Source organism: Myxococcus sp. CA056, assembly GCF_013336715.1.
GTDB lineage: Bacteria > Myxococcota > Myxococcia > Myxococcales > Myxococcaceae > Myxococcus > Myxococcus llanfairpwllgwyngyllgogerychwyrndrobwllllantysiliogogogochensis.
The window spans coordinates 508,990-535,914 of record NZ_JABUMT010000005.1 but is presented as its reverse complement, the minus strand read 5'-3'; the positions used below and the strand labels follow the sequence as shown (position 1 = coordinate 535,914).

Annotated in this window: 16 protein-coding genes; 6 read left to right on the top strand and 10 right to left on the bottom strand. The window is 68.6% G+C overall.

Annotation, left to right across the window (positions count from 1 at the left end; all coding sequences use genetic code 11):
• Window positions 1–16: 16 nt before the first annotated feature.
• Window positions 17–2,173 carry an alpha-amylase family glycosyl hydrolase gene (locus tag HUA76_RS24280; protein WP_174462200.1) on the bottom strand — a complete coding sequence of 719 codons (2,157 nt, stop codon included), beginning with the start codon at window positions 2,171–2,173 and terminating at the stop codon, window positions 17–19.
• 230 nt (window positions 2,174–2,403) lie between these two features.
• Here HUA76_RS24280 and HUA76_RS24275 point away from each other — a divergent pair, with 230 nt between their 5' ends.
• Together HUA76_RS24275 and HUA76_RS24270 are read left to right on the top strand one after the other, a co-directional pair.
• On the top strand, window positions 2,404–3,777 hold the full coding sequence (locus HUA76_RS24275; protein ID WP_174462199.1) for a DUF4331 domain-containing protein: 1,374 nt from the start codon (window positions 2,404–2,406) through the stop codon (window positions 3,775–3,777).
• A gap of 11 nt (window positions 3,778–3,788) precedes the next feature.
• Window positions 3,789–5,099, top strand: a complete 1,311-nt coding sequence (locus tag HUA76_RS24270; RefSeq protein WP_174462198.1) for a tetratricopeptide repeat protein — start codon at window positions 3,789–3,791, stop codon at window positions 5,097–5,099.
• Between the two features lie 76 nt (window positions 5,100–5,175).
• Here the strand turns inward: HUA76_RS24270 and HUA76_RS46500 are convergent, their stop codons facing one another.
• The 4 genes from HUA76_RS46500 to HUA76_RS24250 all read right to left on the bottom strand — a co-directional run bounded on the left by HUA76_RS46500 (window position 5,176) and on the right by HUA76_RS24250 (window position 14,817).
• Complete coding sequence (locus tag HUA76_RS46500) at window positions 5,176–7,791, bottom strand: protein kinase (protein ID WP_174462197.1); 2,616 nt, start codon at window positions 7,789–7,791, stop codon at window positions 5,176–5,178.
• An 80-nt stretch (window positions 7,792–7,871) separates the two neighbouring features.
• The gene (locus HUA76_RS44915; protein WP_254614430.1) at window positions 7,872–10,271 is read right to left on the bottom strand and encodes a serine/threonine-protein kinase; all 2,400 of its coding nucleotides are present in this window, start codon (window positions 10,269–10,271) and stop codon (window positions 7,872–7,874) included.
• A 112-nt stretch (window positions 10,272–10,383) separates the two neighbouring features.
• Window positions 10,384–12,783: a serine/threonine-protein kinase gene (locus HUA76_RS46495; protein WP_174462196.1), complete on the bottom strand. Its 2,400-nt coding sequence runs from the start codon at window positions 12,781–12,783 to the stop codon at window positions 10,384–10,386.
• Window positions 12,784–12,828: 45 nt separating this feature from the next.
• A complete protein-coding gene (locus HUA76_RS24250) occupies window positions 12,829–14,817 on the bottom strand; it encodes a protein kinase (RefSeq protein ID WP_174462195.1) in 1,989 nt (662 codons plus the stop codon).
• 60 nt (window positions 14,818–14,877) lie between these two features.
• Between HUA76_RS24250 and HUA76_RS24245 the strand changes: the two genes are divergently transcribed.
• Both HUA76_RS24245 and HUA76_RS24240 read left to right on the top strand, forming a co-directional pair.
• Window positions 14,878–16,257, top strand: a complete 1,380-nt coding sequence (locus tag HUA76_RS24245; protein ID WP_141642342.1) for a sigma 54-interacting transcriptional regulator — start codon at window positions 14,878–14,880, stop codon at window positions 16,255–16,257.
• A gap of 213 nt (window positions 16,258–16,470) precedes the next feature.
• Complete coding sequence (locus HUA76_RS24240) at window positions 16,471–17,400, top strand: DUF4382 domain-containing protein (RefSeq protein ID WP_174462194.1); 930 nt, start codon at window positions 16,471–16,473, stop codon at window positions 17,398–17,400.
• A gap of 236 nt (window positions 17,401–17,636) precedes the next feature.
• Here the strand turns inward: HUA76_RS24240 and HUA76_RS24235 are convergent, their stop codons facing one another.
• The 3 genes from HUA76_RS24235 to HUA76_RS24225 all read right to left on the bottom strand — a co-directional run bounded on the left by HUA76_RS24235 (window position 17,637) and on the right by HUA76_RS24225 (window position 21,386).
• On the bottom strand, window positions 17,637–18,590 hold the full coding sequence (locus HUA76_RS24235) for a hypothetical protein (protein WP_141642340.1): 954 nt from the start codon (window positions 18,588–18,590) through the stop codon (window positions 17,637–17,639).
• Between the two features lie 11 nt (window positions 18,591–18,601).
• Window positions 18,602–19,294: a hypothetical protein gene (locus HUA76_RS24230; RefSeq protein WP_254614429.1), complete on the bottom strand. Its 693-nt coding sequence runs from the start codon at window positions 19,292–19,294 to the stop codon at window positions 18,602–18,604.
• Window positions 19,295–19,430: 136 nt separating this feature from the next.
• Window positions 19,431–21,386: a patatin-like phospholipase family protein gene (locus tag HUA76_RS24225; protein ID WP_217440078.1), complete on the bottom strand. Its 1,956-nt coding sequence runs from the start codon at window positions 21,384–21,386 to the stop codon at window positions 19,431–19,433.
• Window positions 21,387–21,761: 375 nt separating this feature from the next.
• Here HUA76_RS24225 and HUA76_RS24220 point away from each other — a divergent pair, with 375 nt between their 5' ends.
• Both HUA76_RS24220 and HUA76_RS24215 read left to right on the top strand, forming a co-directional pair.
• Window positions 21,762–22,115: a hypothetical protein gene (locus HUA76_RS24220; protein ID WP_174455458.1), complete on the top strand. Its 354-nt coding sequence runs from the start codon at window positions 21,762–21,764 to the stop codon at window positions 22,113–22,115.
• A 68-nt stretch (window positions 22,116–22,183) separates the two neighbouring features.
• Window positions 22,184–24,391: an ankyrin repeat domain-containing protein gene (locus tag HUA76_RS24215; RefSeq protein ID WP_174462192.1), complete on the top strand. Its 2,208-nt coding sequence runs from the start codon at window positions 22,184–22,186 to the stop codon at window positions 24,389–24,391.
• A 12-nt stretch (window positions 24,392–24,403) separates the two neighbouring features.
• Here HUA76_RS24215 and HUA76_RS24210 read toward each other — a convergent pair whose 3' ends face one another.
• The gene (locus tag HUA76_RS24210; RefSeq protein WP_371823513.1) at window positions 24,404–25,597 is read right to left on the bottom strand and encodes a sensor histidine kinase; all 1,194 of its coding nucleotides are present in this window, start codon (window positions 25,595–25,597) and stop codon (window positions 24,404–24,406) included.
• Between the two features lie 599 nt (window positions 25,598–26,196).
• The gene (locus tag HUA76_RS24205) at window positions 26,197–26,871 is read right to left on the bottom strand and encodes a response regulator transcription factor (protein WP_141642335.1); all 675 of its coding nucleotides are present in this window, start codon (window positions 26,869–26,871) and stop codon (window positions 26,197–26,199) included.
• Window positions 26,872–26,925 lie beyond the last annotated feature (54 nt).

Sequence of the window (26,925 nt, the reverse complement as noted above, 5' to 3'; positions counted from 1 at the left end):
CAATCCCGCGGAAGCACTACTCGGTGCGAGGCACGTACACAGCGACGCTGCGCGGCGGGACCACCATCACGGTCTCCGTCCCGGCGAGCTGGAGCGTCCGCCCACTGAAGACGTCCTCGTACGTGGCGCTGCTCGCCGCGAGGCTTCCCAGGGGCTCCACCACCAGCGGGCGCTCCACGTCGCTCCGGTTGATGGCGATCACCGCGCCCTGCCCGTCCGGCAGCGAGCGCTGGAAGATGTACAAGTCCCTTTCAATCCGCAGCGTGTGTCGGGCTCCCGTCTGGAGCGCGGGATGGGCCAGGCGCGTCTGCCCCAGCTTCTGGACGACGGCGAGCAGCTCCGCCTCCAGCGGGGTGAGCGTGGAGCCAAAGCGCATCAACCGGCGGTTGTCCGGATCCCCCGCGCCCGGCAGGCCCACCTCGTCCCCGTAATAGACGAGCGGCACGCCCGGCTGCGTCAGCACGAAGGTGAAGGCGAACTTCGCCTTCTCGAAGGCCGCCGCGTCCGTCACCGAGGCCGAGGGGCGCGAGCTGCTCCAGGGGTCTCCCCCCTCCCCGTCCAGCTGCTTCGCCGCCTGGGAGATGAAGCGCGCCACGTCGTGGTTGCCGATGAAGGGCGAGTTGATGGTGCCCGGCGCGTAGAAGACCTCGTTCTCCCGCACCGCCTGGTCCACGCGCTCCAGGCCCTGGCCGTCCGCGAAGGCCTCGCGCACCGGCCAGTACAGGGGGAAGTCGAACTGACCATCCAACTCGCGGGGGCTGATGTAGCGGGCGATCTGCGAGCGGCCATCCGCGCCGACGAAGGTCTCACCCACCAGGTAGAACTCGGTGCCCGTCATCGCGGTGATGTCCCGCAGGCGACCGCGCAGGGTGCGGCCCGCCACCTGGTCCATGTGCTTCACGGCGTCCATGCGGAAGCCGTCGAAGTCCGCCGCCTCCAGCCACCACAGCGTGTCGTCGATGAACTGGTCCACCATGTTCGACGAGCGCCAGTTGAAGTCCGGCAGGTAGTTGGTGAACTTGCACGTCAGCCGCTTCTCTTCCCAGTCACAGTCCTGGGTGCCGCACACGCAGCTGGCGGAGGTGTTGAACCAGTCGTCGTTCCGGTGGCTCACCCAGTACGGGTGCTCCTCATGGACGTGGTTGAGCACCAGGTCGGCGATGACGCGGATGCCCTTGCGATGGGCCGCGGCGGTGAGGGCGCGCAGGTCCTCGATGGAACCGAAGCGGTGCTGCGTCGCGCGCGGTTGGGAGGGCCAGTAGCCGTGGTAGCCGGCGTAGTACTTGCCGCCCGTGCCGATGAAGCGCCCCTCGGGGTTCTGGTCCACCGGGGAGATCCACAGCGTGCGCACGCCGAGCGCGTCGAAGTAGCCGTCCTCGATCTTCTGGGTGATGCCGGCGAAGTCGCCACCCTGGTAGTTGGCGATGGGGTCCACGTCCGCCACGGCTCCGTCATTCTCCGAGCGCGCGTTGAGGAAGCGGTCCGTGAAGGCGAAGTACATCAGCCCCGACTCCCACCGGAACTTCTGGGGCTCCACCCAGAACGGCAGGTAGAGCGGCGGCGCCGCGCGGCCGGACGCGTCCACGGCCACCACCTTCACGTGGTGCTTGCCCTGGGCCAGTCCCTGGACCTGCAAGCGGAAGCGCCCCGTTCCCGCGTCGAAGGCGCCGGGCTTCTCCTCCCCGTCGAGGGACAGCATCACCTTGTCGGTGGCGGGCCCCACCTCGTCGGTTCCGTCGACGTACGCGACGTCCACGTCGAGCGAGCCTTCCGGCGTCGACACGAAGCGCCGCAGCTCCAGCACGGGCTCGCGGCAGTCCGGCACCGTCAGGCGCGAGTACTCCTCCGTGCGCACCCAGCGGGAGTACGGGTTCTGCGGGTCCAACAGCTCCTGCTTGCCCACCACGAAGCGGTAGCCGTAGTCGCGCGGCTCCAGTCCTTCCAGGCGCGCGGTGAACACGCCGTCACCCCGGTCCGCCATGCGCGCGGACGTGGCGGAGAAGCCATTCCATTCGCCCGTGATGGACACCGCGCCCTGGAGTGACTGCTGGGGCGCGTACGTCAGCGTCACCTCGCAGGTCCGGACGGGAATCGAGTCCTCGGAGTCACCGCAAGCCGCGGAGAGGAGCAACACCGGAAGCGCGAGCGAACGGACGATGCGGGAGTGCGTCATGCGGCTGCCTTTCTACGGGAGGGCCCCTCGCTTTTCCAAGCCCCCCTCCGCCAGCTTTATGACTCACCGCGACATGCCGGGCTGATGCCCACCGGACACTGGAGGCCCTCCGGCACCTTGGGACAGGAGCCAGGGACCCAACCTGCCGGGTACGGAGGGGGCCCTGGCGAACGAGCCCGCAGCTTCGTCCCGCGCCCGCCCTCGTGGTTTCCCCCCTCCCAGGAAAACGAATGAGAGCTCCCAATCCGGCGTGGCATCTCCTCGCGGTTCCGCTGTTCCTCGCAGCCAGCGTCGCGGTGGCGTCCAGCCATCGCGAGGCCCCGCTCATCAGCAACGACCCGGCGGCGGACGGGACGGACATGTACACCTGGAAGCAGGGCGGCAACCTGGTGCTGGTCGCCAACTACTACCCCATTGGCATTCCCTACGGCGGCCCCAACTACTACCTGTTCGACGACAACGTCCTCTACGAAATCCAGGTCGACCAGTCGGGAGACGGCGCGCCCGACATGCGCTTCCAGTTCCGCTTCCGCACGCAGATTCGGCCCAGCCCCCTGCCCTCCGTGGGCGCGGTGGCGGGGTATGACGCGTACAAGGACTCCTTCCTCTACGCCTTCTCGGGCGTGAAGACGGCCACGGCCCCGGAGATCCTCCGCTACCAGACGTACACGCTCACCAAGGTCGTGGGCGGCTCGCAGCAGGTCGTCGTCCGGGACGCACCGGTGGCCCCCAACAACGTGGGGCGACTGACGACGCCCGCCTATCCGCAGACCGCGGGGGCCTCCGTGCTGGACCCCATCACCCAGAGCGCCATCCAGACGGGGCTGGGCACCGCGGCCAAGTACAAGATCTTCGCGGGCCCTCGGGACGACCCGTTCTTCGTCAACCTCTCGAAGACGTTCGACTTCCTCAACTACGACGGCAAGCCGAACCGCGATGACCTGGCGGGGCTCAACGTGCTGTCGCTCGTCATCGAGCTGCCGCTGACGGAGTTCAGCTCACCGCACCTGGGAATCTGGACCACGTCCAGCCGGCCGAAGGTCACGACGCGCCGTACGGATGGCGGGGTGGATACGAGCGGCTCGTGGGTCCAGGTGTCCCGCCTGGGCAATCCGCTGGTGAACGAGGTGGTCGTCCCGATGAAGTTCAAGGACTTCTTCAACGCCTCCAAGCCGCAGAACGACCTGTCCACGCCGGCCATCGTCGCCATCATCTCCAATCCGGAGCTGCCCCAGCTCCTCCAGGCCAAGGGCTTCATTCCCCTGGCCCCACCCGCGCCGCGCACGGACCTGGCCACCATCTTCACTCGCAACACCCAGGGCAAGCCCACGGGCGAGATGCTCCACATCAACACGGGCACGGACTCCACGTTCCCCAACGGGCGGCTGCTGACCGACGACGTGACGGACGTGGCGCTCAAGGCGGTGGGCGGCGCCTTCTTCACGACCTTCGCGGACGGAGGTCCCGCCATTCTTCCCGACGGAGGCGGCACCTTCGCCGCGGCGGCCGCGGGGCTCAGTGATGGCGTGGCGGCCAACGACAAGGCCTTCCTCACGACCTTCCCGTACCTGGCGCCTCCCCACTCCGGCGACCCGACCCCCTGAGCCCGCGCGCCATGGCCTCTCGACAACTGCTCGCCCTCGGTGTCGCGGTGGTGGCGATCTCCGCGGGCGGGCTCACGCGGTGGTGGCTCGCGCCCGCACGGCAGACGCCCCCGGGCTCGCGGGCGTCCGAATCCACGGGGGAGCGACTGGCTCGGATGCAGCGCGAAGCCTCGCTGGACGATGCCCCGGCCCAGGCCCGACTCGCCACGGAGTGGATGCGGGAGGGGCTCCGCTCGGGGGATGAGCAACACCTCCTGCATGCGCGTGTCGCCGCACGACGCGCGTTGCTGGTGGACCCCGAGCGCGTGGACGCCCTCAAGGTGGAGCTGCTCCTGCTCCACCACGACCATCAGTTCCAGGACCTTCGCGACGCCGCGCGGCGACTGACGGAGTTGTTCCCGCACGACGCCTTCTTCCAGGGGCTGCTCGGAGACGCGGAGCTGGAGCTGGGGCGCTACGACGAGGCGGAGACGGCCTACGCGCGGATGATGGACTTGAAGCCCTCGCATGCGACGTACACCCGCGTGGGCTACTTGCGCCTCATGCGCGGAGACGTGGACGGGGCCATCTCCGTCCTCAAGCTGGCTGCGACGTCGGCGGACCCTCGGGATGGAGACACGGTGGCTCGGGCCTTGTGTGAGCTGGGCGATGCGTACCTCGCGCGAGGCGAGCCGGACACGGCCATCGAGTACTTCACCGTGGCGCTCTCACATGCGCCCGGCCTGGACCGCGCGCACGCGGGACGGGGGCATGTGCTGCGCATGCGAGGACTCCCCGACGCGGCGGCGGTGGAGTACCGGGCGGCGATGACCGCTCGTCCCAAGTCAGGACATCGGGCCTTTCTGGCCGACGCGCTCATGGCCGCGGGGCGCGAGCAGGAGGCCCAGGCCGAATACACCCAGGCGTTCCAGGACACGGCCCAGGACGCGAGGGAGCAGGCGCGGCTGCTCCTGGACCTGGGACGAGATGTGGCCCAGGCGGAGGTGCTCGCGCGGCGTGAGCTGACACGCCGTCAGGACGTCTTCACGCAGGCGGTGCTGGCCTATGCGCTCGTCAGCGCCGGCAAGCTGGACGAGGCGCGTCCCCTGGCGGAGGCCGCGCTGCGGCTGGGGACTCGCAACGCGAGGCTGGAGTATGTCGCGGGACTCGTGGCCTCGGCGGACGGGGCCCGGGACGAGGCCCGGCTTCACCTGGACGCGGCGCTGCGAGGTTTCCCACCGCTTCCACCGAGACAGGTGGAGCGGGCGCGGGCGCTGCTCGGCGCCCTCGCTTCCCCTTCGCCGAATGTCAGCGCCCAGACCCTCGGCCAGCCCATGAAGTGAGGCCGTGCATCTCCGCGCCGGTGTCGCGACGGCTCGGAGCATGTCCCCTGGCCCTCGAACATCCGAGCCAGTCGCGCTACGGCTCGGAAGGTGAGCCCTGCATGGACTCGTACTCCTCCAGCACGCGCAGCACCTTGCTCGCCTGCGCATGAGATGACGGGGCCAGGTCGAGGAAGAGGCGGTAGTGCTTCGCACCCTCCTCCTTGCGGCCGAGCCGCGCCGCCACCGAGCCCAGGAACAGGTGGCACTCGAAGTTCTCCGGCTCCATCGCGACGCACTCGCGCGCCCGGGTCCTCGCGGACTCGAACTGCTTTGACTTGAACAGGGCCTTGGCCTGTTCGAGCGCCAGCTCGCCTCGACTCGCTTCCGGCGACTCCTCCGGCTCCACCACGATTTCCTGCTGCTTGCCGGATGTCGCCGGCTTGCTCGTGGTCGTACGCGTCCCCGTCGATACATGTCCCCCAGGGCGCGCTCCCGCATCCTCGTGCCCGATGTTGGCGGACTCGACCTCGACCTCGACGGTTTCGGCCTCGGCACGCTCGGCGGCCGCGGCGGCGCGCTCCGCGGTGGCTCGGGCCGTCTCGATGCGGACCGACACCGCGCCCTGGTTGTCCGTCGGGTCATCGTCGATGAAGCCGCAGTACAACCCGTGGACGCCGCTGAGCTTCACGTCCTCGCCCCGCGACAGGAGGAAGCGCTGCGCCCGGGCCGGAGGCGTGCTCGGACCATCACGCTCCACCGACACCTGCTGCACGCACGCCACCGTCACCACCGGCCCTTGATCTCTTCCTCGCGTGAAGGCCCCACCCTCCACCGGCTCCAGCAACAGCGTGTACACCTCCATGGGGTCCAGGCCGTCCACGAAGAGGCTCCTGCTCAGGTCCGTGGTCATCCACTCCAGGTGGATGGTGTGGCGGCGCTCCTCGTTCGTCCGCGTGTTCGTCACCGTGACGATGCGCTCGGGCAGGTCATCCTGGGGCGTGGGCGCGCCCACCGTGAAGATCATCACCGCCGATGCGCCCCGGAACGGCTCCGGCTTGCGCGTCACGAGGCCCACCGCCGCGTCCGCCGCGACGTTCTTCCCCGACAGCAGGAAGAAGATGCTCGGCATGGGCTTGCCGCGATCCGCCGGGGACAAGACCCCCGACTCGGAGATGCGATAGGTCACCTCCGGGTTCAGCGTCCCCAGCGCCGCACGCCCGGACGAGACGCCGAACAGGTGCCGCCGTGCATCCAGCCGGAAGGACTCCATGGGCATGTGCACTGTGTCCATCGCCTCGGGCGGCTTGCCCGCGGCCACCTGAGCGGGCTGCTGCCGCGGAGGTGCATCCGTTGGCCTGCGGGCATCCGCGTCCTTGAGCGGAGGCGTGGGCAGCGGCGGCCGGGCCGGCCCGCTCGACGAGGGCTTCGGCGGGACCCAGTCCGACTTGAGCTTGTCGAACGCCGACCACATGAACCCCGCGAGCACCAGCAGGCCCGCGGCCACCACGACGTGGTGCGTGGAGATGCGGAAGCCGTTCTCGAAGAAGCCTCCCCGGTCCGGAGAGTTGCCGTCCTCATCCTCGTCTTCGCCGTCCAGCCCCTCCCCTCCATCCGGCAGCTCTCCTGGATGGCTCTCGATGGTCTGCGGCTCCGTGCGCAGCTCCGGCGCGGAGATCTCCGTCGGCTTGGGCAGGAGGCTGTTGGTGGCACGCCAGACGGACAGCTCCTCCACGAACGAGGGCGGAACCTTGGTGTCCTTGCCCATCTCCGTCAGGTCGGGGCGGAACAACTCCCGCAGGAGATAGGCCGCCGACATCGCGGAGAAGCGCGGCGCGGCCTTGAAGAGAAACCCCGCCAGCGCATCCCCGAAGGCATGCGCGGACTCGAAGCGGTCCTCCTTCTTCACCGCGAGCGCCTTCTGGAGGATGGCCTCCAGTCGCACCGGCAGGTCCGGCTTGATGTCGCGCGGACGCGGCAACGGCTGACGCGTGTGCAGCTTGTGCATCACCACGTACTCCGGCCCCTCCAACGGGAGCCGGCCACACACCATCTCGAAGAGAACCACGGCCGTGGCCCAGACGTCCGTGCGCGCATCCACGTCCTCGCCCCGCGCCTGCTCCGGGGAGAAGAAGAGGTACTTGCCCTTCACGACGCCCGGCGCGGTGTCGAAGCTGCGCAGCGAGCGCGCCTTGGCGATGCCGAAGTCGACGATCTTGACCTGGCCCTCGTAGCTGATGAGGACGTTGTCGGGGGAGATGTCCCGGTGGACGATGTTCAGCGGCTCGCCCTTGTCGTCCGCGCGCGTGTGCGCGTAGTGCAGCCCCCGGCACATCTCCAGGGCGATGTACGTGGCGATGGGCACCGGAAGGCTGGCGAAGTTGGAGCGCAGCGCCCGCTTCATGATGCGGTTGAGCGGCTGCCCGTCCACGTACTCCATGGCCAGGAAGTACTCGCCATCCACCTGCCCGAAGTCGAAGACCTGCGCGATGGCCCCATGCGACAGCGTGGCGGAGATGCGCGCCTCGCTGATGAACATGGAGACGAACGCCTCGTCGTTGGCGAACTCTGGCAACACCTTCTTGATGAGGACTGGCTTGGTGACGCCCGCGGCCCCCAGAAGCTGCGCCCGCCACGTCTCCGCCATCCCTCCCCGGCCAATTCGGGATTGGAGCTCGTACCGGCCAAACTGTTCGTGCTGCTCATTCGCCATTGGGCCGTAGGGTATCGCGAGGGATTCCGATCAAAAAGGGTCGTCAGTGAATGCGGGTCTCAATGTCAGGATTCCCGCCGCTAGGGGGTGGACGCGGGTCGGGTCTGCCCATGGCCCGAGAGGAGTTCCTTCACGGTGGCGGCCTTGGGGTGGCTCGGGTAGCGCCGGAGGAAGGTCCGATAGCGCTCGAGGGCGCCGTCCATCCGGCCGAGCCGCGCCTGCATGACCCCCGAGAGGACCAGGCAGTCCGGCTGTTCCGGGACGGTGGAGAGGCAATCCTCGGCCAGCAGGAAGGCATCGTAGAACTGTCCGGCACGCGCCAGCCGCTGCCCTTGTGTGGCCAACCTCGTGGCCTCCCCCACGCGGGCATCCTCCACCGGGGGAGCCTTGGGGCGCTTGGGGTCCCACGGCGCGATGCGCACCTCGGCCTCGCCTTCGTTGTCGAAGACGGCATCGTCGATGAATCCACAGCGCAGGCCCTGGATGCCGCGGACCCTCACCTCGCGCCACTCCGGCAGGAGGAACTGCAGCGGCTGCTCGGCATACCCGTCGACCTTCCGGACGGGCTCGAGGGCGGAGGGGAGTTCGGACCACTCGATGCAGGCCACCTGGCTCATCGGCGCGTAGGCCCTTCCTCTCAGGAAGACACCCTCCCCGACCGGATTCAGCGACAGGGTATAGGTCTGCCGGGCATCCAGGCCTCGAATCAGAAGCCCCTTGCTGGCGGAGACGCGCATGGGCTCGGGGTGGAAGGTGAAGCGCTGCTCGACGGCCGCATCCTCTTGCTTGAGGTACACCGACTGGTAGGCGAGGTCATCCTGGGTCGGCTCTCCCAGGGTGAACAGCGCGACGGCCCGGACGCCCTCTATCGAGATGGGACGGCGACCGACGACGCCCTCGCGCACCTCCGGTCTGACCGCCTCGCCCGAGAGCAGGAAGAAGACCGGGGGCTCCCGGCGCGGCGCGGGTTCCAGGACGGCCGGGTGGGCAAACCCATCCGACGGGCTCGAGCCCCAGAGGCGGTAGGTGACGGTCGAATCCAGACGCGGGAAGGCAACCAGGTCCAGCGGTACGCGCAGGACATGTCGTCGGGAGTCCAGACGGAAGGCCGTCGCGGCGGGATACTCCGGGACGGGCTCTGACTCGTTGGAGTCCTCGGAGTCTGTCTCCGGACTGGACGCATCCAGCGCCACCTGCTGGGCGGCCCGCGGAGTCGAGGCATCTGGAGCGGAGCGCGACACCGCGCCCCCCGCGTCGCCGGGCTCCGGGTAGTGCGCGAGCCGCGAGGGATGGGAAGGAGAATCCGGTAGCTCGAGTTCCCTCGCCGGCCGCAGCCAGTGAAGGGTCCCCCAGAGCGCGAGGAGTCCTGTGCCCGCGACCAGCCCCAGTCGACCCCACTTGGGGACCTTCGAGGGACCCGCGACCGAAGGCGTGCGCACGGTGGGGGCATTGTGTGCGCCGCGCCTCGGGGAAGACACCTTGGACACGGGCGCGGGCCCTGGCGTCGGTGGCCGTGCTTGGGGACGGGGCGGAGGTGCGTCCGTTCCACGCCAGGCGGCCAGCTCCTCGAGGAACGAGGGCGGCACGGTCAGCTCGCGGCCCTCCTGGAGCAGGTCCGGCTTGAACAGCTCCCGGACGAGATACGCCAGGTTCATGGTCGAGAACCGAGGCGCGAACGGATAGAGGAACGAGGCCAGCGCGTCGCCAAACGCATTCGCCGACTCGTAGCGAATCGAGGCATCCACGGACAGCGCTCGCATCACAATCTCATTCAGCGCGGACGGCAGCTCCTTGCGCACCTCCCGGGGCGAGGAGAACTCCCCATGCACCATCCGAGACATCACCGCCGCCTGCGTGCCGGTGACGGGGAGCTGTCCACACAGCATCTCGTAGAGCACCAGGCCCGTTGCCCAGACATCCGTGCGGGCATCCACCTCGCGGCCTCGCGCCTGCTCGGGAGAAAAGTACAGGTACTTCCCTCTCACGACGCCGGGTTCGGTGTTGAAGTTGCGCAGCATGCGCGCCTTGGCGATGCCGAAGTCGACGATCTTGACCTGACCCTCGTAGCTGATGAGGACATTGTCCGGAGAGATGTCCCGGTGGACGATGTGCAGGGGCGCGCCCTTCTCGTCCGTGCGCGTGTGGGCATAGTGAAGCCCCCGGCACATCTCCAAGGCGATGTACGTCGCCAGGGGAATGGGCATCTGCTGCAGGCCCGTCTTCGCCGCGCGCCTCAGGAGTCGGTGGAGCGGCTGGCCGTCCACCAGCTCCATGGCCAGGAAGTACTGTCCATCCATCCGTCCAAAGTCGAAGACCTGGGCGATGTTCCCGTGCGACAGCGTGGCGGAGATGCGCGCCTCGCTGATGAACATGGAGACGAACGCCTCGTCGTTGGCGAACTCCGGCAACACCTTCTTGATGAGGACCGGCTTGGTGACGCCCGCGGCGCCGACCAACCGCGCGCGCCACGTCTCCGCCATGCCTCCTCGACCCAACTGGGTGAGGAGTTCATAGCGTCCAAGGTGCTCATGCGGATCGTGGGTCATGGGGGTAACCCGTGGCGGGCGCGCAAATCATGTCGCGGTGGCGCCGTCATTTCGGGGCCGAGGCGCCCTCGATTTCCATCAGGAGCCCCTCCACGATGTTCGCTTGTGTGTGTTCCGGATAGAGCTGGTGAAAGCGTTGGTACCGTCGCGCGCCCTCTTCCGTCCGGCCCGCGTAGCCCAGCGCCGTGCCTGACAGGAGCAGGCATTCGGGGTGGCTGGGAATCAAGGCCAGGCATTTCTCCCCCACGGCCACGGCCTCCTCGTACTTCTTCTCGCGAAGGTGTTGCTTCAGGTCCTTGAGCAGCTGCGTGACGTCCGGGGTGCGAGGCTTCCTGGCGGGCGGACGCTTGACGGCGGCCTCCGCGTCGATGCGCATCCGGAGCGCCCCCTCGTTGCCGTCGGCGCCGTCGTCGACGAAGCCACACACCAGTCCGAGGACGCCTCGCACGCGGCGCTCCTCGCCTTGTCTGAGCAGGAACTGGAGGGGCAAGGCCTCCTTGTCCCGGGAGACTCCGCGCGGCGAGGGGTTCTCTTCGGGCGGTGGCACCCATTGGGCACAGATGACCGCGGTGGCGGGGCCCGCGCCGCGACCGTGAAGGAATGCGCCCTGGGGCGTCGCCTCCAGGTTCAGCGCGTAGGTCGTCATCGGATCGAGCCCCTTGAGGACGAGTCCGCGCTTCAGCAGCAGCCCCTCCGCGTCAGGGCGGAAGACGAAGGACTTCGATGCCGCGACGCTCGCGCCGGACAGTTGGATGAGCCGCTCGGGGATCGACTCCTTGCTGCCAGGTCCGAGACGGAAGAGCGAGATCTCGCGGGCCTTCTCGATGGCTTGGGGCTCGCCCGCGAGTTCCCCCAGGCGGGCCGCCTCGGGGAGGAGCGAGGCGTCGCCGGACAGCAGGAAGAAGACCGTTGGAGGAAGGCCCTGGGACGGACTGAGGATGAAGGGCGCACCCCGGCCGGGCGAGGTCGTGTCGACGAGCACGAAGGAGCGCTCCGGGGCGAGCGGTCCAAACGCCTTGAAGGTCCGGGGGACGATGATGACGTCGCGGTCTGCCTCGAGCAGGAACTCCGTCACGGGGTACTGGACGAAGGTGGGCGGACGCAGGGTGCCGGAGTCCAGCCGGGGTCGGGCTTCGGGCGCGGGCATGGCACCGGACGTGGCCGGGCGCCGCGTGGAAAGGGCGAGCCCCACGCAGGCCGCGACGACCACGACGCCGCAGGCGATGCCCGCGAGCCGCTTCCAGTTTCGCTGCTGGGGGATGCTGGGGAGGAAGAGCTCCGTGGCGCTGTCGAGCAGTTGGGTGGGCCGCTCCGACAGGGGAATCACGACCTCGGAGCGCCTCCGCTTGCGAGCCGGATCCTGAGGCGCGGCGTCTCGGGCCGAAGGAAGCTCCTCGGTTTGAACGGGGGGCGGCTTCGGGGGTGGGCGGACCCTGGCGGCGTGGGAGCGCCAGACCTCGAGTTCCTCGTGGAAGGCGCTTGTCACGGACAGCGCGCGGCCCTCTTCGGCGAGGTCTTCCTGGAACAGCACCCGGACCAACTGCGCCAGGTCCATGGTCGAGAACGGTGGAGAGACCGAATACAGGAAGCCAGCCAGCGCGTCGGCGAAGGCATTCGCGGACTCGTAGCGGGTCGACAGCTCCACCGACAGCGCCTTCATGATCAGCTCATCCAGCGCGACGGGAAGATCTCCGCGCACCTGCCGTGGGGAGGGGAACTCGCCATAGGCCATGCGCAGCATCACCGAGGCCTGCGTGCCGGTGATGGGCGGCTGTCCACAGAGCATCTCGTACAGCACGAGGCCGGTGGACCAGACATCGGAGCGGGCGTCCACCTCGCGCCCCTTCGCCTGCTCCGGGGAGAAGTACAGGTACTTCCCTCTCACGATGCCGGGCTCGGTCTTGAAGCTGCGCGCCATGCGCGCCTTGGCGATGCCGAAGTCGACGATCTTGACCTGGCCCTCGTAGCTGATGAGGACGTTGTCGGGGGAGATGTCCCGGTGGACGATGTTCAGCGGCGCGCCCTTGTCGTCCGTGCGCGTGTGCGCGTAGTGCAGCCCCCGGCACATCTCCAGGGCGATGTACGTGGCCAGGGGCACCGGCAACTGGGACAGGCCCAGCTTCGCCGCGCGCTTCTGGACGCGGTGGAGGGGCTGGCCATCCACCAGTTCCATGGCGAGGAAGTACTGGCCGTCCACCCGGCCGAACTCGAAGACCTGGGCGATGTTGCCGTGGGACAGCGTGGAGGAGATGCGGGCCTCGCGGACGAACATCGAGATGAAGTCCTCGTTGTTCACGTGCTCGAGGAGGACCTTCTTGATGAGGACGGGCTTGGTGACGCCCGCCGCGCCAACGAGCCTCGCGCGCCACGTCTCGGCCATGCCTCCACGCCCCAGCAGGGCCAGGAGTTCGTACCGACCGAAGCGTGCGTTGCGGTCCTGGGCCATGACTGGAGTCGCCGGATGTCCTGACGGCAGACGGTGGGAATCAGGTCATCGGGAACCGGATCGGCTGTCGTAGTCCTGGAGTTGGGACTCGACACCTCTCCGGTACGGATGATCCGAAGGTGCCAGCTTGAGAAAACGTCGATAGTGCGCGGCCCCGGTGTCAAACTCATCCAAGCGAGCCAGGGTGATGCCCATCATCAGATGGCAGTCGGGATCCTCGGGCGCGATGGCGATACAGCGCTGGGCCGCCGCCAGCGCCTCTCGGAACCTCTGTTGCTTGATGAGCGCCGCCGACTTCTTGGCCCACTCCTCGGCGCGCATGGCACTCACTGAAGTCACTCGGGTGCTCTCGGAGGACGGACCGGGTGTCGGGGCAGACGGAGCTTCGTCTTTCCGCTCGGACTTCATCTCCGACATCAGCGCGCGTGCCGTCTCGGCTCGAGAGTGGTCGCGGTGCTCCGTGAGAAGGCGTTTGAAGTACACCTCGGCCTCGGGCAATTGCTTGAGGCGGGCCATGCTGGCCCCCGCGATCCACAGACAGTCTGGATGATTCGGCGCGACCTCCAGGCACTTCTCCGCCAGGGAGGACGCCTTCGGAAAATCCCCCCTGTCGAGCAGGACTCCTGCGTGGAGCACGTCAGCCTTCGTCGCGCCCGGGGGATACACCTCAAGGGGGCGGTACGGAGCCACTGTTCCGGGGTCAGACATTGGGTTCGAATTCGGCATCACCGTCGACCGGGCCGCGATGTAGTACTCGGGAAACGCCACGGTCCCGACCACCAGCACCGCTGCGATTCCCAGCATCAGCCCCCAACCCCAAAGGCCTCCGCTGGACGGGGCGGGCACCTCCGGCACATGGGTCTCCGGAGTCTCCTCCGTGGCATGGGTGGAGCCCACTCCCATGGCGGGCAACAACCTTCGCGTCGTCCGTTGCTGATTGGACCGCAGGTCCAGGTCCATCTCCGTCTCGGCCCGCGACGCGGTCTTCTTCCCTCGCTCCTTCTTCGGCGGCACCTCCGGCGGCGCCCCACTCGCCCGCCACAAGGTCAGCTCATCGATGAACGAGGCCGGAACGGACAGCTCCCTCCCCTCCACCGCCATGTCTCCCCGGAACAGCACCCGGACCAGGTACGCCAGATTCATCGTCGAGAACCGCGGGGCGTGGGAATAGAGGAACGCCGCCAGCGCATCCGCGAACGCATTCGCGGACTCATACCGGGCCGACAGGTCCACCGACAGCGCCCTCATGACAAGCTCATCCAGTTCGACAGGCAGGTCCTCGCGCACCTCCCGTGGCGAGGGAAACTCCCCATGCGCCATGCGCATCATCACCGCCGCCGGTGTGCCGCTGACGGGGGGCTGCCCGCACAACATCTCGTACAGCACCAGGCCCGTCGACCAGACATCGGAGCGGGCGTCCACCTCGTATCCCCTCGCCTGCTCGGGAGAGAAGTACAGGTACTTGCCCTTCACCACCCCGGGCTCCGTCATGAAGTTGCGCGCCAGCTGCGCCTTGGCGATGCCGAAGTCGACGATCTTGACCTGACCCTCGTAGCTGATGAGGACATTGTCCGGAGAGATGTCGCGATGGACGATGCCCAGGGGCTTGCCCTTGTCATCCGTGCGCGTGTGCGCGTAGTGCAACCCCCGGCACATCTCCAACGTGATGTACGTCGCCAGGGGAATGGGCATCCGCGACAGGCCCGTCTTCAGCGCGCGCTTCAGGACGTGGTGGAGCGGCTGCCCATCCACCAACTCCATGGCCAGGTAGTACTGGCCTTCCACCCGACCAAAGTCGAAGACCTGGGCAATGCAGCCATGGGACAGCGTGGCGGAGATGCGCGCCTCGTTGATGAACATCGACACGAAGGCGTCGTCCGCCACGAACTCCGGAAGCACTTTCTTGATGAGGACGGACTTGGTGACGCCAGCGTCGCCCATCCACCGGGCCCGCCACGTCTCCGCCATTCCCCCCCGACCAAGCCATGACACCAGCTCGTATCGGCCGAACCTGTCGCCGGGCTGCAAGGCCATATCAATCCGGAACCTACCGCAGAATCCTGGGAGCCCGAACTTCCTGGGTCTCCCCGTGCTATGTTGTGCACCGTGGCAAGTCTGGGAGACGAGGACGGGGATGACGCGCTGGTTCGAACCGATGCCCTACCGGCACTCAGGAGCCCCCGCTTCAGGGTGAAACTGGCGGTGCTGTCGGGGCCGGACGCAGGAAAGACGTACCCGCTGGCGCCCGGGCGCTATCGCGTGGGCTCCGAAGCGACGTCGGACATCGTCCTGCCGGATCGCTCCGTGTCCAGGCAGCACCTCGTCCTGGAGGTCCGCGAGGATGGCGTGCGCGCGGTGGACCCTGGATCACGCAACGGCTCCTTCTGCGAGGGCATGCGCTTCTCCGAGTTGGAGGTTCGTCCAGGGGCAACTCTGACCCTGGGTACCACCGAGCTGAAGCTGGTTCCGGAGGGAGAGAAGACGAGAGCCCTCCCCCTCTCCTCCCGCAGCAGCTTCGGGGGGCTGGTGGGCAACAGCCGACGCATGCGGGAGGTCTTCACGCTGCTGGAGCGGCTGGCCCAGGGCGAGTCGGACGTGCTCATCCAGGGCGAAACGGGCACTGGCAAGGAGCTGTGCGCGGAGGCCATCCACACACATGGCATGCGCAGCAAGGGCCCCTTCGTCATCGCCGACCTGGCGGGGATTCCACCGCAGCTGCTCGAAAGCGAACTGTTTGGCCATGTGAAGGGAGCCTTCACGGGGGCGCACGGTGATCGCGCCGGCGCCTTCGAGCGGGCCCACGGCGGCACCCTCTTCCTGGACGAAGTCGGAGAGCTTCCGCTGGAAGTCCAGCCTCGCCTCCTGCGCGTGCTGGAGCGCCGACAGGTGAAGCGCGTGGGCGCCAATGACTACCGCACCTTCCACGTGCGCGTCGTGGCCGCCACGCATCAGGACCTGGAGGGCGCGGTGAAGCAGGGCCGCTTTCGCGGCGACTTGTTCCACCGGCTCGCGGTGCTGCGCGTCGTCCTGCCGCCCCTGCGCGAGCGGCCCGACGACATCCCGCTCCTCATCGACACCGTGCTGGCGCGACTGGGCAAGCCTCCCAGCGCGCTGTCGGACGTCACCCGCGCGCTGCTGACGCAGTACCCGTGGCCCGGCAACGTGCGCGAGCTGCGCAACGTGGTGGACCGCGTGGTGAGCCTGGGTGAAGAGGCCCTGCCGGACATTCCGGACGTGCCCGCGCCCGTGCCACCTCCGGAGGACGACTCCGAGTCGACCCAGTCGTTGGCGCTCGACCTGCCGTTCAAGGAAGCCAAGGAGCGGCTCATCGAGGGCTTCGAGCGCGACTACCTGCGCAACCTCGTCGAGCGCTGCGAGGGCAACGTGTCGCGCGCCGCACGCGAGGCGGGGATTGATCGCGTCTATCTGCGCAAGCTGCTCCGCAAGCACGGGCTCGAATCGGGCGGCCCCTGAGTCGACGGGCGACTCTCGCCCACCGTGAGCCCTGGCTCCACGGTGGGTGAGCCTGAGGACTCGCCTGCCCAGGACATCCCGGAATTCTCCACCTACAGCCCCTGCGGGCAGCCAAGGCTGAAATTCCGCGTGTGGCCGATGGGCGCCGGCGTGAGTCATTTTCGGTCGAAACGGCCCGTTGTCTTCACGGCCCCCTGCCGGAGCAAGCCCCCCATGTTGACTCATGCTCGCCGTGCGAACCTCATCGCGGGGTTCGCCATCGCATTGCTGTTGCCACTGATGGGCTGTGGTAGCGGAGACGGAAAAGTCTCCATCCTGCTGACCGATGCCCCCGGCGACGGCGTGGAGACCGCGGTGGTCACCATCTCGCAGATCTATCTCCAGGGTGGCGACGAGGAAGGCGGCCGCGTCGTCCTGCGCGACGAGCCCGTCACCGTCAGCCTGTTGGACCTGGCCAACTCGACCTCCGAGCTCGTCTCCGAAGCCGTCGTTCCCGACGGGGACTACTCCCAGCTCCGCTTCGTCATCACCGGCGGCTACCTGGAGACGAAGAACGCGGATGGCTCCACGTCCATCTTCGCCACCTCCAACAACTACGCGGGACTTCCCGAGGGCGCCGTCGTCGCCGGCCAGCTCCACATGCCGAGCTACGGCTCGTCGGGGCTGAAGGTGAAGTTCGACGAGAAGCTGACCATCGAGGGCGAGCAGAAGATCCTCCTGGTCGACTTCGACGTGGCGCAGAGCTTTGGCAAGGAGGCGGGCAACTCCGGCCGCTGGGTGATGAGCCCCGTCATCAAGGCGGCCGAGGTGACGGCGTCCGCGAGCATCACCGTCGAGGTGAAGCTCGGCGCCGGCGTGGTGCTCCCCACGGTGGAAGGAACTGCGGTGACGCTCGCGGACTTCCACGTGGTGCTCATCAACGACGCGGGCAGCCGCGAGACGCTTCCGCTGACCGATGAAAACGCGGACGGCACCTTCGAGGCCACCTTCAAATTCCTCATCCCGGGCACGTTCCAGGTGGACGTGGAGTCCCCGGCGAGCGTGAGCATCTCCACCACGCCCGGTGACCCGGTGACGGTGCAGCTCGCCTCCGGCCGCGACAGCACCCAGGCCTTCGTCGTGAGTGGCGCCCAGCCCCAGTAACACTCCCGCGCCTACCCCTGCCCACAGGGACTCCGGGCACGGCCCTCACGTGGGAAGGAAAAATCCACGTGCAGCGTGGCCGATCTCCGGGGGCGGAGGTCTCCCGCCTGAAGGCCCAGATTTTCTCCGAGGGTTTTCGAATCAGGTGGGGTTGGCGCGGGGCCAGCTCCCCAGGCGAGGCGTCGGGACATGTTCCCGGCGCCTCGTTTTTTATCCGCGCTCGAAGCGACAGCGGCTCAGTAGACGACGAGCGGCTGGGGCGAGTGGTAGCTGACGATGGTCAGCACCGGGATGCGGGGCGCCTCGGCATCGTCATCGGTGCCTCCCGACGTGAGCCGCACGCCGTCGAACCGCGCCAGGAACACGTAGTCGCGGCGGGCCTCCAGGAATGGATCCGCGCCCTGCAGCCGCCCCAGGGCCTCCTGGCCCGTCTCGTCGGAGATGTTGTCGTAGTGCTTGCGCGTCGTGGAGCTGTTGCCGCGCTCCCGCGTGCTCACGCTGCCGCCCAGCCGGCCCGGCCCGGTGAGCTGCGTCTGCCCGCCCAGGTCTCCCGACGTCGTGGTGGTGGTGTCGTAGCTCTCGCCATAACCCACCGGCGCATTCGTCTCCACCGAGGCCAGCGTGTGCTCCACGAGCCACACGGTGGGCTTCTCCCCTTCGGAGCGCTGGTCCGCCACGCGGGCGCGCAGCAACACGTAGCGACCCTTGTACGTGTCGGGGCGCTCGACCGCGGACGCGAGCGAGAAGATGGGGATCTTCCGCTCCTGGAGGTACTGGAGCTCGCCGGACACGCTGCCTCCGCGCTGGGCCACGACCCGGGCGATGAGCGAGGCGGCCTCGGGACGCACGCGCAGGTCCTCCGACCAGGCGCCGCTCAGCAGCGCGCGAATCTGGGTGAAGGGCGTCAGCTCGATGCAGGCCTTGAGACCCGCCCAGCCTTCGTCCCGCGACTCCGCCTGGAGCCTGCGCGCGGCGGCTTCACACAGCGCCGGATTCGGGTAGCGCGCGGCGAAGGCCTTGGGGTCGGCGGACGCGCTGGGCGGCGGCGCCTCCGCGGCCTTCGGGGTGAGCGGGGCGTCCTCGCGAGGCTGGGAGTCCGCCCACGTGACGTGGGAGTGGGATGCCCCGCAACCGGCGGCGAGCGAGCCCAACAGGGCCCAGGTCGGAAGAGTCCAGGGATGGTGGCGCATGGAGCTGACTCCTAGAGCGAGGCGGAGCCCGAGCGCGAGGAGCGCTGCTGCTCACGGGCGGTGGGCGAGGCGGAAGAAGCGCCGGTCGGCGCGGGCAGCACGACGGAGCACACGTCCTCGCAGCGCTCACTCAGGCACGCGAGCGTCGCGGGCGAGGTCTGCTGCTGGGACACGTCCGCGTAGCACCGGTCTCCCGTGCCGGGGCACCCTCGACGCGCGGCGCACTCGCAGCACGGCGCGGCCACCGTGGCCATGAGCTGGACTTCCTGCAGGACGCTGGAGAGTCCGCGGTAGCAGGTCCGGGCACCCGGAGCGAAGCGGCCCTTGGCGTCCACGATGGGCGTGCCTCCCGCGAGCCCGCACTGGTCCGCGGCGGCGACATAGCGGCGCTCACAGAGCGCGATGAGCGTCGCGTCGGTGCGACCCTCGCGGGCATTGCCCACCGCCTCCGTGCACAAGGCGCGGGAGATGTCCTTGAGCAGCTTGCGGTTCGCGGTGGCCTGTTCGGCACCGGACGCGCTGGCGGCGGCGTCCGATTCGAAGACGCACTCCTTGCCCTCGCGAAGCGTGTCGACGGTGCAGGCCCAGGCCGTCGGAGAGTCGTCGGAGATGGGCGGCGCCGCGAGCGCTTCCGGCGGGAGCGCCGGCGTGGAGGCTTCGGGAGTGGAGCCCAACAGGAAGAGGGAGACGAGGATCGCCTTCATGGACATGGCAGGTTAGGCCGTTGGCGGTCGCCACACAAACCGCGCCGCTCCGCACTGTTCCTCGGATGGCGCAAGCCGCCATCGGGTGTCTTCTCCCGGGCACCCTTCCCCACCTGGGTCGAAGATGTCCTCTGACTCACGCCTGGGCCCGTGGCTCCTCTGGCCCGTGCGCCTCCAGCACGACCTCGCGGGTGCTGCCCCACTGGGCCCGCGGTGCGTACCGTTCCCACAGCGGCCCCAGGAAGAACCGGCCGAAGCGATCCATGGCCGTGGTCCCCGCGCCCTCGCGCCGAGCGGGCTGCATGCTGGAAATGAGCGACAGGAGCTGCCCCACCCCGAGCGTCAGGACGCCGGCCCCCACCACGGGCCCCTGGGCATTCATCCCCGCGTGGAGCTGGCAGTGCAGCCGCGTCGAGCCCTTCCACGCGTCCCCGCCCCGTCGATCATCGACGACCTTCGTCCCCTCCAGGAAGTAGTCGCGCCCTTGATGGGGGAAGCGCAGCCCATACGTCATCACCCTCGAACTGGGAGCGTCCTGGGGCCGGAAGATGTTGAAGCTTCCTCGTCGCACCGGCAGGTCCTCGCCGAACGGCGCGAAGCTCAACCGCGCCACCAGTCGTGCCGAGCACTTCACGTCACTGACGAAGGCATCCAGGTCACCGACGCTGATGGTGCAGTGGATGGTCATCGGCCGGGCGTCCGGATGCAGGGCCGCTTGCGTGGGGTCGGTGACGCCCATCGTGAAAAGGCCGGTGAGGGACTCCACGAAGGTGAGGTCGGGTGAGGGCTCCGTGGTCCGGGTCATCTCCGCCGTGAGCGGCAGCCCCTGCTCACCGCATACGTCGAGGTAGCGCCACGTGTCCGAGTAGCCCATGTCGATGAGGGCCGCCGCCGTGGCGCGCCCCGCGTAGAGGTCCGGGTCGAGCGCGAGCGGACGCTCGGGCTTGATGAGGTGGACCGCGATGGGACGCTGGTGGCCTGGCACGACCTCCCCTGCGTCGATGCGCTCGTTGAGTTCCTGGATGACGCGAAGCTGCGCGAACAGCGCGCCGTTGGCGCTCATCTCCACCAGGTAGGCGTATTGCTCGTAGAGGCCATCGTCGTAGACGGGCGTGTTGCCCAGGCACCACAGCACCCAGAGTTCGTTCGCGCCCCGGCGGATGGCGTCGAGCAGGTGGGTGTCCTGAGTCCACAAGGCATCCGTGTAGAGCGTGCCGTCCCGCTCCACCGGTGGCATGAGGATGGGGGGAGAGATGGCCGCCAGCAGCAGCTCCCGGTCCAGGTCCCGATGGGGAATGGCCACGTCCGTCTTCCTCTCGAAGTCGCAGACATGGAAGGTGCCTTCCACGAGGGAGCTGGCGCGGATGGCTCCAAGGTCGATTCCCAGATGGGGGAAGACTCGACGGAGCACCTTCTCCGGGTCTCCCATCGGCTCGACATGAAGCACGTCCAGCGTCTTCCTTGGCACCGCATGGGCGAGGAAGTCCTCCACGGACAGCGTCCTCCACCGCGCGCACGCCTCCCCGGGCGACGCTCCGGACAACAGCATCGCCAGATTGAGGGACCCCGCCGACGTCGCATCCGCGAAATGAAAACCCAGGTCCGCGTCCTCCAGCGCTCGAATCGCCCCCGCCTGCCATGCCGCGCGCAGTCCCCCGCCAATCAGGATGAGCGCGCGCTTCCGGGGACCTGGCGTGTCCACGAAGCCCGCGCCAGTGGCCGTCGAGGACGTCTCGCCCCTGTCCTGGGTGGAGAAGCGTGGGTCCTCCTCCGAGGAGGAAGCGACCTGCTCCGCCCGTGCCTCGGCCACGCCGTCGGGTGACGACGATTCGAGAGCGCGTTCCTCGGGCCGCATTCCGTCCTCGCGCCGCCACCTCCAGGGCGCCTTCCGGGTCGACATCTCCCAGGCGCCGCGCTCCGTGAGGAGGAGGTAGCCGAACACGAGCACGCCACCGACCAGACACACGAGCGCGAGGACGAGCAGCATCGACAGCCGCCTTCCCACCAGCACGCTCAGGTACAGCTCCGCGGCCACCGCGATGAGGATGGCGGAGAGGATGGCGAGTGCTCGGCGCCATGCCGGCCCCTGCATGCGCCACTGACGGTCTCGCTTTTCGGGCGACCGGATGGGCGATGGCGAGCGCGATGGATTGGACGGTTCGACTGGCATGACGCGGGCCCCCTCGTCTCGACTCGACCAGGGGCCTCACGCTCGTGACGGACTGAACGCGAGACCCGCCCCCTCCGGCGGCACTGCGTCAGCCAGGGGAACCTATGGAAAACGTGGGCCGGCGCGGGGGGACGCGCAACCCGCGGATGGGTTGCGATGGCCAGCGATGGGACTTCCGACCGGGCACCGATGCACCCGCGAAGCGCCACCTCGGCCACTCGGGTGATGTGCCCCGGCTCGCGCCTTCGTGAAACACTGTTCGCTTGGAGTGCCCACCCAGGCTCCCGAGGAGAAGCGATGTCACCACAACCGAGCGCCCCCTGGACCTCCTATGACGGCGGCACGTCCCTGGGCTGGATGGGCACCCAGGGCGGCACCATCGCTCGGGATGAGGACCAGGAGGGCCAGCTGCGCCTCACGTACGAAGTGGACGACTCCCGCTCCTTCCACGCCATCACCTGCTCTGTCACGGGGTGGCTCCTCCACCACCGGTTCTTCGACAACGCCGAGCAGGCCATGGAGGCCTTCGAGGCCATGAAGCCCGCGATGGAAGACCTTCGCGCCCAGCTCCGGGAAGGAGGGCCGGGCTCACCCGAGGAGGCTCGACGTGGAGGGCCCGTGCTCGCGGCGTTCCTCGCGCGCTTCGCCTGAGGCCGTTTCCACCGCGACATTTCCGACGGGGAAGCGTTGAGAAGGACGACTGCCCTGGAGCGCCCCCCATGTCACCCAAGAAGAAGCTGTCGAAGCCAGACGCCGCGCTGCTCTCCGCCGTCAAGAAGTCGAACGCCAAGGCGGTGGCCAGGCACCTGGCGGATGGGGCCGACCCCAACGTGAGCGACGACGAGGGTTATCCCGTGCTCCATACGGCGTGCGCAGAGGGAAACCTCGACGTCGCCCGACTCCTGCTGGACGCGGGCGCGGATGTGAAGGGGCTGGATTCGGACTCCGCCACGCCCCTCGGCTTCGCCACCGCTCAAACAGGTGACGACGCCGTGGAGCTGGTGAAGCTGCTGATCGCCAGGGGCTCCGACGTCAACCACCAGTGGAAGGACGAGGCCCGCTCCACGGTGCTCACCGACCTGCTCAACCAGGAGACCAACGAGGAGCCCTCCGCGGAGGTCCTGAAGACGCTGCTGCGCGCGGGCGCGAACCCGAATATTACCAACGGTCGTGGCGAGACGCCGCTGATGTTGTCCGTCGACTACAAGGAACAACCCGAGCTGTTCGAGCTGCTGCTGGAGCACGGCGCCCAGGTGAACGCGGTCGACTCCAACGGCAGGTCGGTGCTGATGCAGGCCGTCCGCTACGGGAACGTCCCGGTGGCCGAGCGGCTCATCTCCAAGGGCGTCGACGTCAACGTCAGGACGACGGATAGCGATGGCAACACGGCGCTGACGATGGCGCTCGATCTGGATGAGATCTTCGGAGATCCATCCCTGGTGGTGCTGGGCGCGCTGCTCCGCGCGGGAGCGAAGCCGAACCAGCCCAACGCGCGCGGCTGGTACGCCCTCCATTATGCGGCCAGCCTCGAGGACGTGAAGTTCACCACGCTGTTGCTCGAAGCGGGGGCGGACCCGAAGGCCGCGAACACAGGGGGCTACTACCCCATCGATACCGCGAACGGCCGGGGGAACACGCGGGTGGAGAAGCGCCTGCTCGCCGCGGGAAGCCCCACGCTGGAGCAGGCGGCTTCGCTTCGCGCGGAGAGCGTCTGGAAGCGCATTGGCGCGTGGGCCGCCAGACGCAACCCGACCTACGCGGAGCAACTCGCGAGTACGCGCCCCTCGACCGAGGCACGCGTCGCGGCCCTGGAGAAGGTGCTTGGGACCCCGCTGCCCCTGGACTTCCGCGCGTTCCTCCTCCGCTTCGGAGGCGGTGCACCGGCGGGATCGCCCGGCCTGTCCGTCTCCGAGTACGAAGTGCTTCCCGTCGACCAGATTCTGAGCACCTGGAAGGGGCTTCGGAAGCTGGTGGAGAAAGGCACCTTCAAGAAGGCCGAGCCCCATGAACTGTCCAAGTCCCAGAAGGACGTGAAGTGGACCTGGTGGCACCCCGGCTGGGTGCCTTTCGCGCAGGACGGTGGGGGCAACCTCAAGTGCGTGGACCTGGACCCCGGCCCGGAAGGAAAGCGTGGACAGGTCATCGGCTGGGAGATTCGCGGCGGCCCCCTGAGCCCCTATGCCCCGTCCATGGACGCATTCTTCGAGCACTACCTGGAGGGACTCGAGACCGGACGCATCGAACTGTACGGCGACGAGGAGCCGGACGAGCCCGAGGCCAGCGCGACCTCTGCTGCTCCCGTGACGGCTCCCGAGCCGCCAAGGGAGGGCACCGCCGCCGAGCGCGTGGAGGCGCTCTCGAACCAACTGGGAGCCTGGTACGAGGAGCACCACGCGCCCTATGCACAGCGCTTCGCCCGCACGAAATCCGCGTCCCAGCAGCAGGTGGACGCGCTGGAGAAGAGCGTGGGGGCGGAGCTGCCCGCGGGCCTCCAGGCGTTCCTGCTCCGCTTCGGCGGGGGCGCACCGGACAAGAAGCAGGGCCTGTCCTTCTTCACGTATCAGGTGCTGGGCGTGAAGGAGAGCACCGACCTTTGGACACAGCTGGAGACCCAACGTGAGAGCGGAGCGTTCGCGAAGTCCAAGCCCTTGGATCTCACCAAGGGCCAGAAGGAGCTCACCCGGACGTGGTGGAGCGCGGGTTGGATTCCGTTCGCGAAGAACGACCACGGCGAGGCGCTCTGCGTGGACCTCACCCCGGGCCCGGCCGGTCGGCGCGGACAGGTGCTGCGCTGGTCCGAATACGCGGGGCCCCTCGATGAGGCGAAGGCACCCTCGCTGGAGGATTACCTCGCCGACTACCTGAAGCGGCTTCGCGACAAGCGCTGGTACGTCCGCAGCGACAGTGACGACCTGCTCAGCTCCTGACGCCGCGTCCCCTCAGGCGTGCGGAGCGCGCGGCGCCGAGTCCTTGTCAGGAGCCAGCATCTCCCCCGAGAAGCACACCTCGAGCCCGCCATACTCGGACGGGTTCAACGTCAGGGCCCAGCCGTGGACCTGCGCGACGTGGTGGGCGATGTGCAGGCCCAGCCCCTGTCCTTCCGGGGCCCGGGTGCGCGCGACGTTTCCTCGGACGCCTCGCTCGAGGATTCGCGCTCGCTCCTCTTCGGAGATGCCGGGCCCGTCGTCGATGACGCGGAGCACGAAGCGTCCCTCACGGGTGCTCTCCAGCACGACGGCCACGTGCCCCTCCTCGCGGCCGTAGCGCACGCCGTTGCCCACGACGTTGCTGATGGCCTGCTCGATGAGCGTCACGTCGCCGAGCACTCGAACGGGCGTCGCGGGGACACCGCTCTCCAGGGAGATGCGCTGTTGCCGGGCGATGGGCTGATGGCGACCGAGGACTCGAGCAATCACGTCGTTGAGGTCCACGGGCGCGCGCTGGACGTGCGGCGCGCCAGCCTCCAATCGCGTCGCCGCGGTGAGGTTGTGGACCAGCGAGGCCATGTAGTGCGCCTCGCTCATGGCGGAGGACACCTCGGCTGCGTTCACGGGCTCGCCTCGCGACAGGCGCTGCTGCATCGTGGACAGGTTGCCCTGGAGAACGGTGAGCGGCGTCATCACGTCGTGGGTCGTGTTGGCGAGGAAGTCCCGCAGGCCTTGCTCGCGTGCTTCCTGTTGCGCCATCCGCGCCTGGATTTCCGCGCGAGCCTCCTGGAAGGCCCGGGCGAGATCGGCGATCTCATCATGGCCGCGCACGGACACGGGCTGCTCGTAGCCGCTGCGCGCGGACGCACGCACGTCCTCGGTGAGCATGCGGATGCGGCGCACCACCGGGCCCAGGGCCAGCACCACCGCCGCGACGACAATGGACACAAGCAGGCTCCAGTCCTTGAGCGGTGGGAGGAAGAACGGCGAAGGCCCCGGAGGCTCCACACGACGGGCGAGGACGAAGGCGCACGGACCTTCGTCCCAGGACATGCGAACCAGCAGGTCGAGGACCCGCCGCCCATCCAACTCCGAGCGCCAGGCGACCGTCGCCCCTTCGAGCGCGTCCTCACGAACCTCCGCTCTCAGCGCGGGCGCCCGAGGGTTCCGGGAAGTGAGCTGAGCGTCATAGGGAAAATAGAGCACCCGAGGAGGGGCCCGCCCTTCCCTTCCAGGCGGTGGTGGCCCATCGAAGGCTTCGCTTCCTCCCAGACGAGGCGGTGATCCCTCGAAGGCGTCGCTGCCTCCTGGACGAGGCGGCGGTCCATCGAAGGCGTCGCTGCCGCTTGGACGCGGCGGTCGGCCTGGGGGCCTTGTCGGGGGAGGCTCCTCGTCGAGTGGACGTGCCTCGTCGAGCCCCGTGGTTCTCGGCACCGGCTCCCCACGAGACGGGAGTGCATCATCCCTCCCTGATGCACCCGGCGGTTCCCCGCGCGGTGGCAGCGCATCATCGTCCCCAGCCCTCCTCGGAGGCGGTGGTGGTCGTCCGTTGTCAGCTCCACCTCGAGACCCCAGACCATCCGGCGGAGGACGCCCGGGCGGCGCGGGTCGCTCGAACGGGCGAGGTCGCCACGTCTCGGGCGAGGCCTCGCAGCGCGTGCGTTCCACCTGCATCTGCGCCAGCGTGGAGGCTTCGAGCACTTCCTCCTGCGAGCGTTCCCGGAGCGATTGCTGGAAGTACGCCATCGCCACCACGACAGGCAGCACCGCCGCCATCGCCGTGAGCGCCAGGCGCAAGCGGAGCTTCACGAACCGTCTCCCGCGACCAGTCGATAACCCACGCCCCACACCGTCTCCACACACTGCGCCGGCGCCAGCTTTCGCCGCAGCCGCGAGACGTGCACGTCCAGCGTCCGCTCCGTCCCCTCGCGCTCCGGATCCAACACGTGCTCGACCAGCCACTGCCGCGTCACCGCCTCGCGAGGCCTGCGGGCCAACGCCGCGAGCACCTCGAACTCCACGCGCGTCAGCTCCACCACCCGCCCCTCCACGCGGACCTCCCGCGCCTGGAAGTCGACGCGCAACAGCCCCAACTCCAGCACCGCGTCCGCCTTCTGGAGCACCGGCCGGCGCAGCCGCGCGCGCACCCGCTCGATGAGCTCCTCCGGCCAGAAGGGCTTCGTCAGGTAGTCATCCGCGCCGAGCTTCAGCGCACGCACCTTGTCCAGTGTGTCGTTGCGCGCGCTCAGGATGAGCACCGGCACCTCCGAGAAGCTCCGGAGCGCCTTGAGCATGTCCAGGCCGTACGTCCCCGGCAGCATCAGGTCCAGCACCACCAGGCCCACGTCGGGAAGCTCCCCGGGCAGCAGCGCGCGGCCTTCCGTCCACCACAGCGGCTCGAAGCCCGCGCCCCTCAGCTGCTCGACAATCTGCGCGCCGAGCCGAGCGTCGTCCTCCACCAGCAGGATTCGCTCCCCCATGTCCCGCTCGCCTCCTCCCACCCGGTCACCACGGTGCCGTCATGAATGGATGAA

Excerpts from the sequence above, each read along its gene's own strand:
- HUA76_RS24250 (WP_174462195.1), bottom strand. The coding sequence starts at position 14,817 with ATGGCCTTGCAGCCCGGCGACAGGTTCGGCCGATACGAGCTGGTGTCA.
- HUA76_RS24225 (WP_217440078.1), bottom strand. The coding sequence starts at position 21,386 with ATGCAGGGGCCGGCATGGCGCCGAGCACTCGCCATCCTCTCCGCCATC.
- HUA76_RS44915 (WP_254614430.1), bottom strand. The coding sequence starts at position 10,271 with ATGGCGGAGACGTGGCGCGCGCGGTTGGTCGGCGCCGCGGGCGTCACC.
- HUA76_RS46495 (WP_174462196.1), bottom strand. The coding sequence starts at position 12,783 with ATGGCCCAGGACCGCAACGCACGCTTCGGTCGGTACGAACTCCTGGCC.
- HUA76_RS24230 (WP_254614429.1), bottom strand. The coding sequence starts at position 19,294 with ATGAAGGCGATCCTCGTCTCCCTCTTCCTGTTGGGCTCCACTCCCGAA.
- HUA76_RS24205 (WP_141642335.1), bottom strand. The coding sequence starts at position 26,871 with ATGGGGGAGCGAATCCTGCTGGTGGAGGACGACGCTCGGCTCGGCGCG.
- HUA76_RS24280 (WP_174462200.1), bottom strand. The coding sequence starts at position 2,173 with ATGACGCACTCCCGCATCGTCCGTTCGCTCGCGCTTCCGGTGTTGCTC.
- HUA76_RS24215 (WP_174462192.1), top strand. The coding sequence starts at position 22,184 with ATGTCACCCAAGAAGAAGCTGTCGAAGCCAGACGCCGCGCTGCTCTCC.
- HUA76_RS24245 (WP_141642342.1), top strand. The coding sequence starts at position 14,878 with ATGTTGTGCACCGTGGCAAGTCTGGGAGACGAGGACGGGGATGACGCG.
- HUA76_RS24240 (WP_174462194.1), top strand. The coding sequence starts at position 16,471 with ATGTTGACTCATGCTCGCCGTGCGAACCTCATCGCGGGGTTCGCCATC.
- HUA76_RS24220 (WP_174455458.1), top strand. The coding sequence starts at position 21,762 with ATGTCACCACAACCGAGCGCCCCCTGGACCTCCTATGACGGCGGCACG.
- HUA76_RS24270 (WP_174462198.1), top strand. The coding sequence starts at position 3,789 with ATGGCCTCTCGACAACTGCTCGCCCTCGGTGTCGCGGTGGTGGCGATC.
- HUA76_RS24235 (WP_141642340.1), bottom strand. The coding sequence starts at position 18,590 with ATGCGCCACCATCCCTGGACTCTTCCGACCTGGGCCCTGTTGGGCTCG.
- HUA76_RS46500 (WP_174462197.1), bottom strand. The coding sequence starts at position 7,791 with ATGGCGAATGAGCAGCACGAACAGTTTGGCCGGTACGAGCTCCAATCC.
- HUA76_RS24275 (WP_174462199.1), top strand. The coding sequence starts at position 2,404 with ATGAGAGCTCCCAATCCGGCGTGGCATCTCCTCGCGGTTCCGCTGTTC.